This window comes from Streptomyces sp. NPDC031121 (assembly GCF_055570615.1).
This window is the reverse complement of the sequence record NZ_JBVIGV010000002.1, coordinates 190,024-204,213: the sequence shown is the minus strand read 5'-3', so window position 1 is coordinate 204,213 and position 14,190 is coordinate 190,024. Positions and strand designations below refer to the sequence as shown.

Annotated in this window: 13 protein-coding genes and 1 tRNA gene; 12 read left to right on the top strand and 2 right to left on the bottom strand. The window is 76.5% G+C overall.

Annotation, left to right across the window (positions count from 1 at the left end; genetic code table 11):
- Nucleotides 1-76: 76 nt before the first annotated feature.
- Nucleotides 77-892 (bottom strand): glutamate ABC transporter substrate-binding protein, encoded by an 816-nt coding sequence (locus tag ACZ462_RS04330; protein WP_467808175.1) that lies wholly within the window; start codon nucleotides 890-892, stop codon nucleotides 77-79.
- A gap of 356 nt (nucleotides 893-1,248) precedes the next feature.
- Between ACZ462_RS04330 and ACZ462_RS04325 the strand changes: the two genes are divergently transcribed.
- From ACZ462_RS04325 to ACZ462_RS04300, 6 genes are all read left to right on the top strand, one after another.
- Nucleotides 1,249-1,321, top strand: a tRNA-Arg gene (locus tag ACZ462_RS04325).
- A 54-nt stretch (nucleotides 1,322-1,375) separates the two neighbouring features.
- On the top strand, nucleotides 1,376-2,515 hold the full coding sequence (locus tag ACZ462_RS04320; RefSeq protein WP_467808176.1) for a leucine-rich repeat domain-containing protein: 1,140 nt from the start codon (nucleotides 1,376-1,378) through the stop codon (nucleotides 2,513-2,515).
- Nucleotides 2,512-4,356 (top strand): ankyrin repeat domain-containing protein, encoded by a 1,845-nt coding sequence (locus ACZ462_RS04315; protein WP_467808178.1) that lies wholly within the window; start codon nucleotides 2,512-2,514, stop codon nucleotides 4,354-4,356. Before ACZ462_RS04320 ends, ACZ462_RS04315 begins: the two co-directional genes overlap by 4 nt.
- On the top strand, nucleotides 4,353-5,543 hold the full coding sequence (locus ACZ462_RS04310; RefSeq protein WP_467808179.1) for a sigma 54-interacting transcriptional regulator: 1,191 nt from the start codon (nucleotides 4,353-4,355) through the stop codon (nucleotides 5,541-5,543). Before ACZ462_RS04315 ends, ACZ462_RS04310 begins: the two co-directional genes overlap by 4 nt.
- Nucleotides 5,544-5,549: 6 nt before the next feature.
- Entirely contained in the window at nucleotides 5,550-6,782 is a 1,233-nt protein-coding gene (locus tag ACZ462_RS04305; RefSeq protein WP_467808181.1) for a vWA domain-containing protein, read from the top strand.
- A 91-nt stretch (nucleotides 6,783-6,873) separates the two neighbouring features.
- A complete protein-coding gene (locus ACZ462_RS04300) occupies nucleotides 6,874-7,464 on the top strand; it encodes a TerD family protein (protein WP_467808183.1) in 591 nt (196 codons plus the stop codon).
- Between the two features lie 208 nt (nucleotides 7,465-7,672).
- Here ACZ462_RS04300 and ACZ462_RS04295 read toward each other — a convergent pair whose 3' ends face one another.
- Entirely contained in the window at nucleotides 7,673-8,278 is a 606-nt protein-coding gene (locus ACZ462_RS04295) for a TetR/AcrR family transcriptional regulator (protein WP_467808184.1), read from the bottom strand.
- A 210-nt stretch (nucleotides 8,279-8,488) separates the two neighbouring features.
- On the opposite strand from ACZ462_RS04295, the gene ACZ462_RS04290 reads away from it, so the two are divergent.
- The 6 genes from ACZ462_RS04290 to ACZ462_RS04265 all read left to right on the top strand — a co-directional run bounded on the left by ACZ462_RS04290 (nucleotide 8,489) and on the right by ACZ462_RS04265 (nucleotide 14,164).
- The gene (locus ACZ462_RS04290) at nucleotides 8,489-8,989 is read left to right on the top strand and encodes a phosphatase PAP2 family protein (protein WP_467808186.1); all 501 of its coding nucleotides are present in this window, start codon (nucleotides 8,489-8,491) and stop codon (nucleotides 8,987-8,989) included.
- Entirely contained in the window at nucleotides 8,986-9,897 is a 912-nt protein-coding gene (locus ACZ462_RS04285) for a hypothetical protein (RefSeq protein ID WP_467808188.1), read from the top strand. The genes ACZ462_RS04290 and ACZ462_RS04285 overlap by 4 nt, the downstream gene beginning before the upstream one ends.
- A complete protein-coding gene (locus tag ACZ462_RS04280; protein ID WP_467808190.1) occupies nucleotides 9,894-10,310 on the top strand; it encodes a hypothetical protein in 417 nt (138 codons plus the stop codon). The genes ACZ462_RS04285 and ACZ462_RS04280 overlap by 4 nt, the downstream gene beginning before the upstream one ends.
- A 62-nt stretch (nucleotides 10,311-10,372) precedes the next feature.
- Complete coding sequence (locus ACZ462_RS04275; protein ID WP_467808192.1) at nucleotides 10,373-10,639, top strand: GlsB/YeaQ/YmgE family stress response membrane protein; 267 nt, start codon at nucleotides 10,373-10,375, stop codon at nucleotides 10,637-10,639.
- Nucleotides 10,640-10,738: 99 nt separating this feature from the next.
- On the top strand, nucleotides 10,739-12,421 hold the full coding sequence (locus ACZ462_RS04270) for a peptide-N4-asparagine amidase (RefSeq protein ID WP_467808193.1): 1,683 nt from the start codon (nucleotides 10,739-10,741) through the stop codon (nucleotides 12,419-12,421).
- A gap of 27 nt (nucleotides 12,422-12,448) precedes the next feature.
- A complete protein-coding gene (locus ACZ462_RS04265) occupies nucleotides 12,449-14,164 on the top strand; it encodes a serine/threonine-protein kinase (RefSeq protein WP_467808195.1) in 1,716 nt (571 codons plus the stop codon).
- Nucleotides 14,165-14,190 lie beyond the last annotated feature (26 nt).

Sequence of the window (14,190 nt, the reverse complement as noted above, 5' to 3'; positions counted from 1 at the left end):
CCGCCGCGGCCCGCTCAACACAGCCGCCGGAGGCCCGAACCCCGGCGGCCCGACCCCGGCGGCCCCCCCGGTCGCGTCAGCTGCCCGTCGTGATCTGCGGAGCGGGCTCGTTCTTGTAGTTGGCGGGGCCGAAGTTCTTCTTCACGGCCGCGTCCCAGGAGCCGTCCTGCACCATCTTCTTCAGGGCCGCGTTGATCTTGGCCTGGAGCTCCTTGCTGCCCTTCTTGAGGCCGATGCCGTAGCTCTCGTTGCTGAGGTTGAGGCCGACCAGCCGGAACTTGCCGGCGTACTCCTTCTTGGCGGCGTAGCCGGCCAGGATGGAGTTGTCCGTGGTCATGGCGGCGACGCGGCCCTCCTCGAGGGCGACGATGCACTCCGAGTAGCTCTCCAGCTCCAGCAGGCTCGCCTTGGGCGCCAGGGTCTGCTTGACGTTCAGCGCCGACGTGGAGCCGGTGACCGAGCAGAGTTCCTTGTTGTTGAGGTCCTCGGCCTTGGTGATCGAATTGTCACCGGCGCGCACGAGCAGGTCCTGGTGTGCGGTGAAGTACGGGCCGGCGAAGTCGACCTTCTCCTTGCGCTTGTCGCTGATCGAGTACGACGAGGCGACGAACTTGACCTCGTTGTACTGGAGCAGCAGCTCGCGGTCGGAGCTGACGACCTTCTTGAACGAGATCTGCTCCGGCTTGTAGCCCAGCTCCTTGGCGATGTAGGTGGCGACGTCCACGTCGAATCCGGAGAACGTGCCGCCCGGCTCGCGGTAGCCCACGCCCGGCTGGTCGAAGCTGATGCCGACCGAGAGGGTCCCCTGGGGGCCTTCGTCGCCGCCGCAACCGGTGGCGGTCAGGGCGAGGCCGATCACTGCGGCGGCCGCACCGGCCTTGGGAACCCTCATGTTGTGCACTCTTTCCTCAGGACGCGGGGGGCGCGGAGCGGGATCACCGAACCGCGCGGGGACCGCGGGGACGTACTGGGCGTCAAGACGCGTGTACGAGGAAGCTAGGAACGCCTTCGGCGCGGTGTCACTGCAATTGAGCGAAACTTGAGGTAACGATCCGGCTCGGCCGGAGTTTGTGCGGCGAATACGCCTTCGAGCAGGATGGGGGCGATATGACCGATTTCGGATTCGGTGCCGAGTGGCTTCAATTCCGCCTTAAGCGACCGATGGGTTGAGTTCTGCCTTTATGGGACATTCCGGCGTTCGAACCGGTGATCGGGAAATGGCGCGGCGGCCGCTATGATCTGCGCAGCAAGGCCGTAGCGCAGAGGTCGTCGCGCCCAAGCATCGAGCTGGAGGACGTCGGTTCGAATCCGACCGGTCTTGCCCTTACCTGTCGTGGCGGACGCCGGTCACCGGCGAGAAACCGGTGGAGTGGTGATGACACGGTCCATACCCGTACGGTGCCCCGCGATCGAGCACCCCGACCTGCCGCTCGCCGACCCCGCCGGCCTCGACCCCCTGCTCGCGCGGCTCGCCGCCGCCGAACCCGTCGCCGCCGACGAGACGTTCACCCTCGGCACCCTGCGCGCCGACGGCCGCGTCGACCTCTGCAAGCAGGGCCTCGGACCGGCCGGCACCGCCCGGGTCGCCGCCGTCGCGGCGCGCTCCCCGCACGCCCGCCACCTGCTGCTCGGCACCAACGCCCTCGGCGACGAGGGGGCCCGCACTCTCGCCGCCGCCCTCGCCGACGGCCACGGGCTGCACACCCTCTACCTCGGCTGCAACCGCATCGGCCCCGACGGCGCCACAGCCCTCGCGGACGCGCTCGCCGACGACACCACCGCCAAAGCCCTCTGGCTCAAGCGGAACCCCCTCATGGAGGACGGCGCCCGGACCCTCGCCTGCCTGCTGCGCCGCAACCGCACCCTGCGCACCCTCGACCTCGTCAACACCGGCATCGGCAGCGAGGGCGTACGCCTCCTCCTCGACGCGCTGCGCACCCGCGACACCCCGCTGGAGCGGCTCTTCCTCGGCGGCAACGGCCTCACCGCAGCCGACGCGCCGCTGCTCGCCGCCCTCATCCGGGAGACCGGCGTCCGCGAGCTGTACCTGCCCGCCAACCACCTCGGGGACGCCGGCGCCGCGGTCCTCGCCGCCGCCGCGGCCGCCGACCCCGGCCGCCCCGTCCGCCTCGGCCTCGGCGGCAACGGCATCGGCCCGGCCGGAGCCGGGGCCCTCGCCGACGCCCTCGGCGGCATCGAAGCCCTCGACCTCGGACGTGCCCGCTCCGAGCGCAGCCTCGGCGCGCCCGGCAACGCCACCGGCGACGAAGGCGCGTACGCCCTCGCCTCCGCGCTGCCGGGCAGCCCGCTGCGCCGCCTGGAACTGCGCCACACCGGCCTCACCGGCCGCGGCGCGAAAGGCCTCCTCGCCGCGGTCCACGACGGTTCCCCGCTGGAGTACGTCGGCCTCGGCCCCGGCCTGCCCCGCCGGGTGAAGCGGTCCCTGGCCGCCCGGCTGCGGCCCGCCCGGCCCGCCCACCCCGACCTCGGCGCGATCACGAGCGTGTACCGGTGAACGCGGGCCCCCGGCGCCCCGGCGCCGACGGCCGGCTCCCCGGCGGCTTCCGCCACGAGGACGGCCCGGCCTGGCAGCGCATCCGCCGGCACGCCGTCCCCGGCTGGATGATCGAGGACGCCACCGCCCACCGCCTCGCCGGCGACTGGCGCGCCGCCTGCGCGGCCGCCGCCGTCGACGTCCGCTTCGACCTGTCCGCGGTCGCCGCCCGCCACGGCGCCGCCGTGGCCGAGGCGGCCGAGGACGACCTGCGCCACCTCGCCCCCGACCTCGTACGCTGGCACCTGCCCCGCATCCTCGGCGGACGCACGACCCTCGCCCCGAACGTGCGCGTACTGCTCGCCCGCTACGGCACCGGGGCCGGTGCCCCGGTCCTCTCCGCCACCACCGGCCCGATGGCCGACGGCCCGCAGCGGCTGCGGCTGCACTGCGCCCCCCTGCACCCGGCGGACGACAACCGGAGCGCGCACCACAGGGCCCCCTCATATCGGCACGAGAACTGGATCGCGGCCCGGCCCCTCTGGGACGCCCGGCAGGCCGCCGCGCTGCGCGACCGCCTCGCCGGCGGCGCCGGACGGCTGCCGTTCTTCCACGCCGACGGCACACCGCTCGACCCCGCTGCCCTCCCGGCCGCCGAGCCCGCCCCCGACGACCCGGCCGCGCGCGCCGAGTGGATCGCGCTCCTGCACGCCCGCGGGGACGCCCCCGCGGCGTACGCGGCCGCCGGCCTCGACCGCGACCCCGCGACGCCGGAGACGGGCGTCGGGGGCGGCCGAATCGACCCGGATGCCGTGCCGGCCGCCGACGGCGTCGACCTGACCCGCCTGGAGCAGGAGGTGCGGCGGCTCGCCGACGCCGGCGAAGGCGGGAGGTTCACCGTGCCGACGGGCTGGTACGGCTTCCTCGTCCTCCGGCCGGCCGGGGACCGCGGCCTGCGCGTGACCTGCGAGCGCCGGCAGTGGAACGGCCACGCCGCCTCCGGACCCCGCCTGCCCGCGTTCGCGTACGAGCGGCTGCCCGACCTCGAACTCGTCCGCACGGGGCGGATCACCCCGCGCGAGCTCCACCCCCTGGTCGCCGCCTCGCTGTTCCCCGAGGCCGGCCCCGCCGACGGCCCGCCCGGACCCGCCGCGCCCCGGCCCGTCCGCGTCCGCTGCCGCACCGCATGGCACGAGGTGCACTCCCGCGGCGGCACCCTGGAGCTGCTCCACCACAGCGCCGAGGAGCAGCAGCGCGAGAGCGCCCTGCGGGCCTTCGGCGGCGCGGTCACCGGCTGCTTCGCCGTTCAGCACGCCTGGACCGCGCCCGGCGGCGTACGGCTGCCGCGCGCCCTGCGCGAGGAGCGGCGCGAGCTGTTCCTGCGCGTCCAGCACGGCGACACCCCGGGGGTCGTCGCCCTGCTCGACGCGGGCACGGATCCGCGCGTCCGCGACGGCCGCGGCTGCACGCTGCTGCACCTCCTGCCGCAGCTGGACCACACCGCGCTGCTGCCGAGGCTCCTCGGCGCGGGCCTGTCCCCGGAGGTCCGGGACGGGCTCGGCCGCACCCCGCTGGTCACCGCCGTCACCAACGGCGGCTCCGCCGCCCTGGTGCGCGCACTCGTCGCGGCCGGCAGCCGGATCGACGCCACCGACGAGGCCGACCTGTCGCTCGCCCAGATCATCCGCCGCTTCCGGCGCACCGACCTCGGCTTCCTGCGCAGCCGGGTCGAGGAGGAGCACCCCGGCATCGGCGCCGACTGGTTCGACGACTGGATGGAGGACCAGGAGGAGTACGCGGAGGCGGACGACGACGCGGACGACGGCCACAGCACCGGCGCTGGAGAGGAAGGCGGCGCATGAGCAGCGGTCAGCCGAGCGCCCTCGCCGCCGCCGACGCCCTGGGCGCGCGGCTGCGCGCCACCCGCACGGAACCGGCGGCCAACCCGCAGCTGGAGGCGCTGGCCCTCGCCGTGACGGCCAACCAGCCCGTCCTGCTGTGGGGCGAGCCGGGTATCGGCAAGTCGGCCGGCATGCAGCAGCTCGCCGACGCGATCGGCACGGGCCTGGAGACCGTCATCGCCAGCGTCCACGAGCCGTCCGACTTCGCCGGGCTGCCGATCGTCGGCGACGACCCCGCCGCCACCGGCGTGCCCATGGCCCCGCCCGACTGGGCCGTCCGCCTCGCCCGCACCGGCCACGGCCTGCTCTTCCTCGACGAGCTGTCCTCCGCCCCGCCCGCCGTGCAGGCGGCCCTGCTGCGCGTCGTCCTGGAGCGGCGCGTCGGCAGCCTGGGCCTCCCCGAGGGCGTGCGGATCGTCGCCGCCGCCAACCCGCCGGCCAGCGCGGCCGACGGCTGGCACCTCAGCCCGCCGCTGGCCAACCGGTTCGTCCACCTCGACTGGACGCACGACCCGCGGACCGTCGCCCGCGGCATGGCCGGCACCTGGCCGGAGACGGCCCTTCCCGCCGTCGCCCCTGCCCGAGTCCCAGGCGCGGTCGCCCGCGCCCGCGGCGCGGTCTCGGGCTTCCTGACGGCCCGGCCCGGGCTCGTCCACCACATGCCGAACGAGGCCGAGGGCCGCGGCCGCGCCTGGCCGTCCCCGCGGACCTGGGAGATGGCGCTGCGGCTCCTCGCCACCGGCTACGCGGCCGGGAGCAGCAGGGAGGCACTCGCCGCGGCCCTGGCCGGCGCCGTCGGCGACGGTGCCGGGCTGGAACTGCTGGCCTACCTGGAGAATCTCGACCTGCCCGACCCGGACCGGGTGCTGGCCGACCCGGACGCCTTCGCCCTGCCCGACCGCGGCGACCGCCAACTGGCCTTCCTCATCGCCGTCGTGGCCGCGGTGCAGGCCGAGCCGACCCGCCCGCGCTGGGACGCCGGCTGGGCGGTGCTCGCCAAGGCCGTGGACGCGGGCGTACCGGACGTCGCGGCCCGGGCCGCCGCGGACCTCGCCGCGATGCGCGACCCGGACTGGCCGGTGCCCTCCGGCATCGACGCGTTCGTCGAACTGCTGCGGCTGTCCGGCGCGCTGCCCGGCGGCGGCTGATCCGCCGTGGCCGCCCCCGCCGGGCCGCCGCGCCCCGCCGCCGGATCCGGGCCGGACCCGGTCCGCCTGGACCGGGCGAAGCTGCTGGCCGCCCGCTACCGGGCGGCCGAGGCCAGGCCGTACCTGGCGTCCGCGCTGTACGCGCTGGCCGTCGTGCCGACCCCCGCCGTGCCCACGATGGGCGTGGACCGGCACTGGCGCGCGTACGTCTCCCCCCGCTTCGTGGACGGCACCCCGGTCGCCGAGCTCGCCGGGGTGTGGGTCCACGAGGTGGCCCACCTGCTGCGCGACCACCACGGCCGGGCGGCCCGGCTGCCGGCCGCCGACCAGCGGGACCGCGTACGCGTCAACATCGCGCAGGACTGCGAGATCAACGACGACCTCCTCGCCGACGGGCTGCCGCTGCCCGAAGGCCGGATGGAGCCCCGCCTGTTCGGCCTGCCGACCGGCGGGCTGTTCGAGGGGTACCTGCCGGGCATCCCGGCCGGCCCGCGCCCCCACCCGGACTGCGGATCGGGAGCGCACGGCGTGCCCATGCCGTGGGAGCTCGGCGACAGCGGGCCAGGCGGTGTCGGCCGCAGGGAGGCGGAGGCGCTGCGCCGGCAGACCGCCCAGGCCGTGCGCGCGCACCGGCGCAGCCGCGGGCACCTCCCGGCCGGCTGGCAGCGCTGGGCCGACGAGCTGCTGGAGCCGGTCGTCGACTGGCGCAAGGCGCTGACCGGGGCCGTGCGGGAGGCCGCCGCCTGGGCGGGCGGCGCGGTCGACTACACCTACCGCCGGCCCTCGCGGCGCACACCCGCGCTCGGGGGCCGCGTCGTGCTGCCGAGCCTGCGCCGGCCGCTGCCGCGCGTCGCGGTCGTCATCGACACCTCCGGTTCCATGGGCGAGGCCGAACTGGCCGCCGCACTGGCCGAGGTGACGGGCGTCCTGCGCGAGGTGGGGGTGCGCGGCAACCGGGTAGCGGTCCTGGCGTGCGACGCCGACGTCCACACCGTGACCCGGGTGACCCGCGCCGAGCAGGTGGTCCTGGAGGGCGGCGGCGGCACGGACATGGCCGTCGGGATCCGAGCCGCGCTGGCGCTGCCGGACCGGCCGGACATCGTCGTCGTCCTGACCGACGGGTACACGCCCTGGCCGCCGGAGCCGGTGTCCTGCCGGGTGGTCGCCGCCCTGGTGGGGGAGGCCCCGGTGGATCCGCCGGGCTGGGTGGAGACCGTGCGCGTCCCGGCCGGGGCGTGACCCCGCAGCCCGGTGGACGGCGGGACCGCGGCCCCGAGGGGTGGCCGAGAACATGTGCCGGCGGACGGCCGGGAAGGCTCCGCATGACAGCATGGCCGGTCAGACCCGTGAAGCAGAGGGGGAGTTCGTGAGCAGCTCGTCGATCGGCGTACGCAAGGGCTTGGCCCGGGTGGAGGTCGCCCTCCGGTGGGATCCGAGTCCGGCGGGGTCCCCCGCGCACGACCTGGACATAGTGGCCGCCGTGTTCGGCGCCGCCGACCCGTACGGCGAGCCCGTCCAGCTGGTCCACTTCGGCAGCCGCTCCCCGGACGGCACGATCACCCTGACCCGCGACAGCCGCACCGGGCAGGGCTTCGGCTTCGACGAGGTGATGACGCTCGAACTGGACCGGATGAGGCCGGAATCCGTCCGGGTCGTCGTCGGCGTGGTGATCCAGGACACCGGCCCGGGCGACGGCCGCCGCACGACGTTCGGGGCGATCGGGGGCACCGGCCTCCGCATCCGGGAGGGCCACCTCGACCTCGCCGAGGACGACTTCGCGGGAGTGCCGGACGCGACCGCGGCGACGGTGGCCCGGTTCACGAGGGACGGGGCGAACGCGTGGGTGCTGGACGCCGCCGTGCGCGGTTCCGACGCGGAGCCCGAGGAGTTCGTCCGCACCATGGGCGCCGCCCGCCCCTGACGGGCGCCCCGCCGATGCCGTCCGCGCCCGGGCCGCCCCCTGCGGCCGCGGCGGCATCCGTACGGACCGGGTGTGCTCCGCGCGGGCCGGGCGGCGGCCACGCCGCGGACGGGTGGTCGCCGCCCGGTCCGGGTGGCGCGCTGCCGCCGTCCCCACGAGGCAGCGCGGGCGGGGGCCGTCCGGTCATCGGTGACGGCGCCCCGCCGGTTCAGGGGGCCGGTGCCAGGCCCAGAGCGGGCAGCACGGCCGCGTCGACGAACCGCTCCAGGTAGGCGGCGTCCGCGTAGCGCCCCTCCAGCACGGGCCGGATCCGCAGGACGCCCATCAGCTGCGCCGGGAGGAACTCCAGGGCCGGGTGCCCGGCGGCGATCTCACCGCGGTCCACGGCGCGCTGCACCATCGCGCCGAACACCGCCAGCTCCGGCTCGACCAGCGCCTCGCGCAGTGCCGCCTGGAGCTCCTCGTCGCTCAGCACCGCGAGCCCCAGGGCCTGGGTGAGGCGCGTGTCGCGGCCGGAGGTTCCCGCCGCGATACGGGCGGCCTCCCGCAGGTCCCCGGCCAGCGTGCCGGTGTCGACCGCCCTGAGGGTTCCCCGCCGGTGCGCGCGCAGGGCGGCCGCGACCAGTTGCGGCTTGGTCTTCCACTGCCGGTAGAGCGTCGACTTCCCGCAGCACGCCCGGGCCGCGACCCCTTCCATCGTCAGTGCCTCGTACCCGTGCGCGCGCAGCTCGTCGAGAACGGCGGCGTACAGCTCCTGGGCCCGCTCCGGGCTGATCTTGGAGCGGCGCGCGGCGGTGGCCTGCGTCGACGTCATGGGGCGGCGCTCCTCGTTGGCTGCGCGGCGGGAAGGTGTCCGTGCCCCCAGCATACGCGGAACGCCGTCGTATCGGTACACGTACGTATCGATACGCTTCTGTATCGATACACTGGCGTCTCGCTGAACGGTGGCCGAGACCGAACGCCCTCCACCCCCGCACCAACCCCGCACGGTCGGCGCCCAAGTACAGGAAGGGAGACCGGGGGAATGACCTCCCACGACGACACACCCGACGGGCGGCGCACCGGTCCGGGACCCGGGCGCCGGCCCCGGCTCGCGCGCGAGCTGCTCCTCGTCGCAGGACTGTTCGCCGCCTGCACGGCGGGCCGCATGCTGTCCACCGGGCGCACGGGCGAGGCCTTCGCCGACGCCGGCCGGGTATGGGACCTGGAGCGGGCGCTGCACCTGCCGGGGGAGGGGCTCGTCCAGCGGCTGCTGCTGCCCGGCCCGGGCGCCGGCGAACTGCCCGTCCACGCCGCGAACACCTGCTGCGCGGCCGTGCACTTCCCCGCCACCGTCGCCTTCCTCGTCTGGCTCTACCTGCGCAGACCCGGCCGCTACCGGTGGGCCCGGCGCGTGCTGACCGCCCCGCTCGGCGCCGCCCTCGCCGTCGTCCCGCGGCCCCCCGCCCCGGGCCGCCCGCCCGGGCCCGTACGGCGCCTGCCGCGGCCGCGGCCCGCCGCCGAGCCCGCCGGGGCCGGCCGGTGAACGCCACCGCCGTCGCCGTCGCCCTGTGCCTGGCCTCCTCCGCCGCCTACGCGGCGGCCGCCGTCGCCCAGGAGCGCCTGGCCCGCGCGGGCGAGGCCCGCGGCATCCGCGCCCTCCTCGGCAGCGGATCCTGGTGGTGCTCCGCCGGGCTGAACGCCGCCGCCGCGCTGCTGCACGCCGCCGCCCTGCGCTACGGCCCCCTGGCCCTCGTCCAGCCGCTGGGCGCGCTCACCCTCGTCGCCGCCGTCCCGCTCGGAGCGCGCCGCGCCGGGCGCCGGGTCGCAGCAGCCGAGTGGCGCGGCACCCTCGCCACCGTCGCCGGCCTGGGCCTGCTGCTCCTGCCCGCCTCCGGACCCGCGCCGCGGGACACCCTCACCCTCGCCGAGGCCCTCGCCCTGTCCGGCGCGACCGCCGCCGCCATCGGCGTCCTGACCGCCCGCCGGCACGTCCGCTCGGGGCTGCGGCACGCCACCGCCTCCGGGCTGGCCTCCGCGGCCGCCTCCGCCCTGACGCAGACCGTGGCGGTCGCCGCCGCCGGCCGCGGCGGGCCCCCGGCCCCGGGCGCGGTCGCCGCCGTCGCGGCACTCGTCGCGGTGTTCGCCGTAAGCGGGATGCTGCTGTCGCAGCGCGCCTACCGCGGCGGCCTCGGCGCCCCGCTCGCCGTCGTCAACCTGGCCAACCCGGTGGCCGCGGCGGCCATCGGCGCCGTCCTGCTCGGGGAGCGGCTCCAGGGCGGAGCCGCGGGGCTGCTGCTCGCCGCCGCAGGCGCCGCGGCCGCCGCGCGCGGGGTGCTGCTGCTGACGCGCTCGGCACCCGGCGCGCAGCACGGCGGACACGCCAACGGGCCCGGCCGGGGCGGCGGTTCGCAGCCCGCCGCCGGTGCGGCGGTCTCCGGTGTGGCAGCATGACGGGCATGGCCGACCGCTCGATCCTCTCGCTCTGGTCCAGGAACTCCGTCCTCTCCATCGGATCCGCGGGCTCCGTGGTCTCCATCGGCTCCGTCGGCAGCGTCCTGTCGATCGGCTCCGCCGGCAGCGTGCTCTCCGCCGGATCGGCCGGCTCCGCCCTGTCGCTGGCCTCCGCCGCCTCCTGGCTGAGCACCGCCTCCCTGCTGAGCGCCCGCTCCCGCCGGTCGGTGCTCTCCTACCGCTCCGGCCGCCCCGCGGCCGGTCCCCGGCCGCACCGGGCCGCCCCGCCCGGACGCCCGGCGCGCGGCAGCCTCGCCGCCGGTGCGGCCCTCGCCGTGCTCGGCGCCGCCGCGGTCGCGGTGGCGGCCGGGGCCCGCCGGGGAGAACCGCTGCGGCCGTCGCCGCGTCCCTGAGGGCAGGGACGCGGCACCACGGGCCGCGCGGCACCACGTACGACGGAGCGGAGTGAACGGGCATGGGGATCGTCAGCTGGATCGTCCTGGGGCTGCTCGCCGGAGGCATCGCCAAGCTGCTGCTGCCCGGCCGCGACCCGGGAGGCCTGATCGGCACGACGCTCATCGGCATCGCGGGCGCCTTCACCGGCGGCTGGCTCTCCGCCCGCCTCCTCGACAAGCCGGTCGCGGGCGAGTTCTACGACCCGGCCACCTGGGGCGCCGCCATCGCCGGCTCCCTCGTCCTGCTCGTCGCCTACCGCATCCTCTTCGGCCACTCCCGCAGCTGATCCGCGCCGCCCCGCCGCCCCCGGCCGGGGGCGGAATCCGGCCATACGCGGGGCGGCAGCCCTGGCGCGGCGCCCCCGGCGGGGCTTCACTGCGGGCCCATGACACGACACAGGATGCCGGGCCTGCTCGGCGCGCTCGCGCTCGCGGCGGCCACCCTGGCGGCCGCGCACCCCGCGGCCGCGACAGGCCCCGCGCCGGCCCCGCCCGCCGCCGTTTCGGCCGCACCCGCGCCCGCCGGCGACGTGCCACCCGAGTTCGGCACCGACTGGCACGACCCCCTCACCGCCGATCCGCCGGTCCCGCGTCCGCCGACCCCCTCCTGCGAACTGACTATCGCCGAGGCCGAGTTCCGCGACTTCACCCCCTACCGGGGCCACTACACCCCGCCCACCGGATGCGGCACCGGCAGCTGGGCCAAGGTCGTCCTGCGCCTCGAAGGCAAGGTCAGGGGACGCCAGTACGACCGCCTCGGCCACCTCTCGCTCGGCGGCGTCGAGATCCTCCGCACCTCCACCCCCGAGCCCTCGCCCGACGGCATCACCTGGACCGTCGAGAAGGACGTCACCCGCTACAGCGACACCCTCAGCCGGCCGCAGCCCGTCGAGATGCTCATCGGGAACGTCGTCAACGAGACGTACACGGGCGTCATCGACGTCAAGGCCACGCTCGTCTTCCACACCGCCGACCGGCACCACCCCGCCCCCGGCACCCCCGACCGCGTCCTCCCGCTGACCACCCCCGCCGTCACCACGCCCCGCAACACCGAGCGCCTCCTTGCCGAGGTGTACGCCACCGGCTCCGGCGGCGGCTGCGAGGAGTACTGGTACATGACGGTCCCGGAAGCCGCGCCCTACTCCTGCAAGGCCGCGGACGGGCCCCACCGCGAGGTCCGCATCTCCGTCGACGGCCGCCTCGCCGGCATCGCCGCCCCCTTCCCCCACGTGTGGACCGGCGGCTGGTCCAACCCCTTCCTCTGGTACGTGACCCCCGCCCCGCGCGCCTTCGACGTCAAGCCCGTCGTCTACGACCTGACCCCCTTCGCCGCCCTCCTCAACGACGGCCGCGAGCACCGCATCGAGGTGTCCGTCGCAGGCCTCCCCGCCGGCCGGCCCGGTTGGAGCACCCCCGCCAACCTGCTGGTCTGGCAGGACGAGGGCCGGGCCGTCGTCACCGGATCCCTCACCCGGCACGAAGAGGAGCAGCCCTCCGGATCCAGCCGCTGGACCCCCGCGGCCGCCGGCGAACCGCACCGCCTCGACACCCGCGGCAGCCACCGCCTCACCACCGCCGGCCGCCTGGACACCTCCCACGGCCGCGTCACCACCACCGTCACCCGCGCCGTCGGCCTCACCTCCGTGCACCGCTGGACCGGCGGCGAGGCCCGGGACGCCCTCTCGGCCACCTGGACCGACGAGGAGAGCACCACCCGCGGATCCGCCACCACCCGCGGATCCGCCACCACCCGCACCGTCCGCACCTACACCGTGGACGGCGAGACCACTCTCGGCGCCGGCGACCGGCTGCGCACCGCCATCACCGTCGCCGACCGCGCCGACACCGCCGTCCTGCACGGCGGCCGGACCGTCGACCGCAGCCGCCTCGACCACCGGTACACGGGCGACGCCTCCTACACCGCCAACGTGCCGCGCGAGCAGCGCCACGCGGTCGGCACCAGCACCGAGCGCTACCGCCTGTACGGGGCGCAGGTACCCGGCGGGTGCTACGACCGGACGCTGTCCACCGCGCAGGGCACGGTGACGGAGGACCGGAGGCGCTGCTGACGGAGGCTGCCCCTACGATGAGCCGCCATGGACATGAGTGAGGCCGGCAGACAGCTGGTCGACGGCCGATTCGAACTGTTGGCGCCGCTGGGCGCCGGTGGCATGGGCACGGTGTGGCGCGCCCGCGACATCGCACTGCACCGCGACGTCGCTCTCAAGGAGGTGCGCCCGCCGGACCCGGCGACGGCCGCGGCCCAGCCCGGCCTCACCGTCCAGCTGCGGGAGCGCGCGGTGCGCGAGGCCCGGGCCCTGGCCCGCCTCGCGCACCCCAACGTGGTGACGATCCACCACATCGTCGAGCCCGCCGGAGGCGAGGACGGGCACCCGTGGATCGTGATGGAGCTCGTCAAGGGCGGCTCCCTGCACGACCGGCTGGAGTCCGGGCCCCTGCCCGTCGCGGACGTCGTCCGGCTCGGCCTCGACGTCCTGTCGGCGCTGCGCGCCGCCCACGCCGAAGGCGTCCTCCACCGGGACGTGAAACCGGCCAACGTGCTGCTGCGGGCCGACGGCTCGGCCGTGCTCACCGACTTCGGCATCGCCGCCCTGCACGGCTCCACCGCGCTGACCTCCACCGGCGTGCTCATCGGATCCCCCGAGTACATCGCCCCGGAGCGGGCCCGCGGCGAGGAGGGGCTGCCCGCCTCCGACCTGTGGTCGCTCGGCATGCTCCTGTACGTGGCCTCCGAGGGCACTCATCCGCTGCGCCGCCCCACCAGCCTCGCGACCGTCGTCGCCGTGCTGGAGGACCCCATTCCGGCCCCGGTGCGCTCCGGCCCGCTGGGCCCCGTACTGGAGCGGCTGCTCGTACGGGACCTGGCCGCGCGGCCCGACGCCGCGGAACTCGAACGGCTCCTGCGGGAGGCGCAGGCCGCCCTCGGCGGGGCCGCGCCGGCCGCCGTCCCGCACGCCACCCCCGGGCAGTACGGGCCGCCGAGCACCCAGCTCGCCACCCCGCACCCCGCCGTGCCGACGCCGGGCCTGCCGCAGCAGCCCGCCGGGCCGTACGCCCCGCCGCCCTTCACCCCCGGGGGCGGATCCCCGTACGCCGCCACCGCGGCCGTCCCCACGGGCGGGCGGACCCCGCGCCGCCGCCCCGCACTGCTCGGCGGCGTCCTCGCGGTGGTCCTGGCCGGCGGCGGAGCAGCCGCGCTCGTCAACGCGCTGTCCGGAGGCGACACCGGCGGCAGCGGCACGGGCAAGGGCGGGGCGTCCGCCCCCGCCGCCACGGCCGGCGACACCGGTCCCGCGCCCCGGCAGTCGGCCGGGTCGGGCGCGCCCGCCAAGGAGGCCGCCGCGCCCCGGGGCAGCCTGCTGACCCCCGCCAACGTCCGCACCGCGATCGAGGCGTTGAAGCAGCAGACCGGCACCACCACCTTCGCGGAGATGACCGTCTACGAGGAGTACGTGCTCGCGTCCATCCCCACCGCCCCCGGTGCGAAGACGTACGACCGGTGGCAGTACCGCGACGGCCAGGCCAGGAAGAGCGGCCCCGGCGGCACCCTGAAGCCCGACGAGCCGCCGATCGACATGGCCGGCGTCAACTGGGACGCCCTGCCCGGCCTGCTCGACAAGGCCAAGCAGGAACTCGGCGTCGACAAGCCGACCTCCCGCTACGTCATCATCGAGCCCTGGCTCTTCGACGGGACCCCGTCGATGCGCCCCTACCTCAGCGACGAGTACGGGCAGGGCGGCTACGTGCACGCCGACACCCGGGGCAACGTGAAGAAGGTCTACAAGAGCTGACATCGTGTACCCGTACGTGCATCGCA

Coding starts and splice junctions, on each gene's coding strand:
- ACZ462_RS04330 (WP_467808175.1), bottom strand. CDS start 892: ATGAGGGTTCCCAAGGCCGGTGCGGCCGCCGCAGTGATCGGCCTCGCC.
- ACZ462_RS04320 (WP_467808176.1), top strand. CDS start 1,376: ATGACACGGTCCATACCCGTACGGTGCCCCGCGATCGAGCACCCCGAC.
- ACZ462_RS04310 (WP_467808179.1), top strand. CDS start 4,353: ATGAGCAGCGGTCAGCCGAGCGCCCTCGCCGCCGCCGACGCCCTGGGC.
- ACZ462_RS04300 (WP_467808183.1), top strand. CDS start 6,874: ATGGCCGGTCAGACCCGTGAAGCAGAGGGGGAGTTCGTGAGCAGCTCG.
- ACZ462_RS04295 (WP_467808184.1), bottom strand. CDS start 8,278: ATGACGTCGACGCAGGCCACCGCCGCGCGCCGCTCCAAGATCAGCCCG.
- ACZ462_RS04290 (WP_467808186.1), top strand. CDS start 8,489: ATGACCTCCCACGACGACACACCCGACGGGCGGCGCACCGGTCCGGGA.
- ACZ462_RS04280 (WP_467808190.1), top strand. CDS start 9,894: ATGACGGGCATGGCCGACCGCTCGATCCTCTCGCTCTGGTCCAGGAAC.
- ACZ462_RS04275 (WP_467808192.1), top strand. CDS start 10,373: ATGGGGATCGTCAGCTGGATCGTCCTGGGGCTGCTCGCCGGAGGCATC.
- ACZ462_RS04270 (WP_467808193.1), top strand. CDS start 10,739: ATGACACGACACAGGATGCCGGGCCTGCTCGGCGCGCTCGCGCTCGCG.
- ACZ462_RS04265 (WP_467808195.1), top strand. CDS start 12,449: ATGGACATGAGTGAGGCCGGCAGACAGCTGGTCGACGGCCGATTCGAA.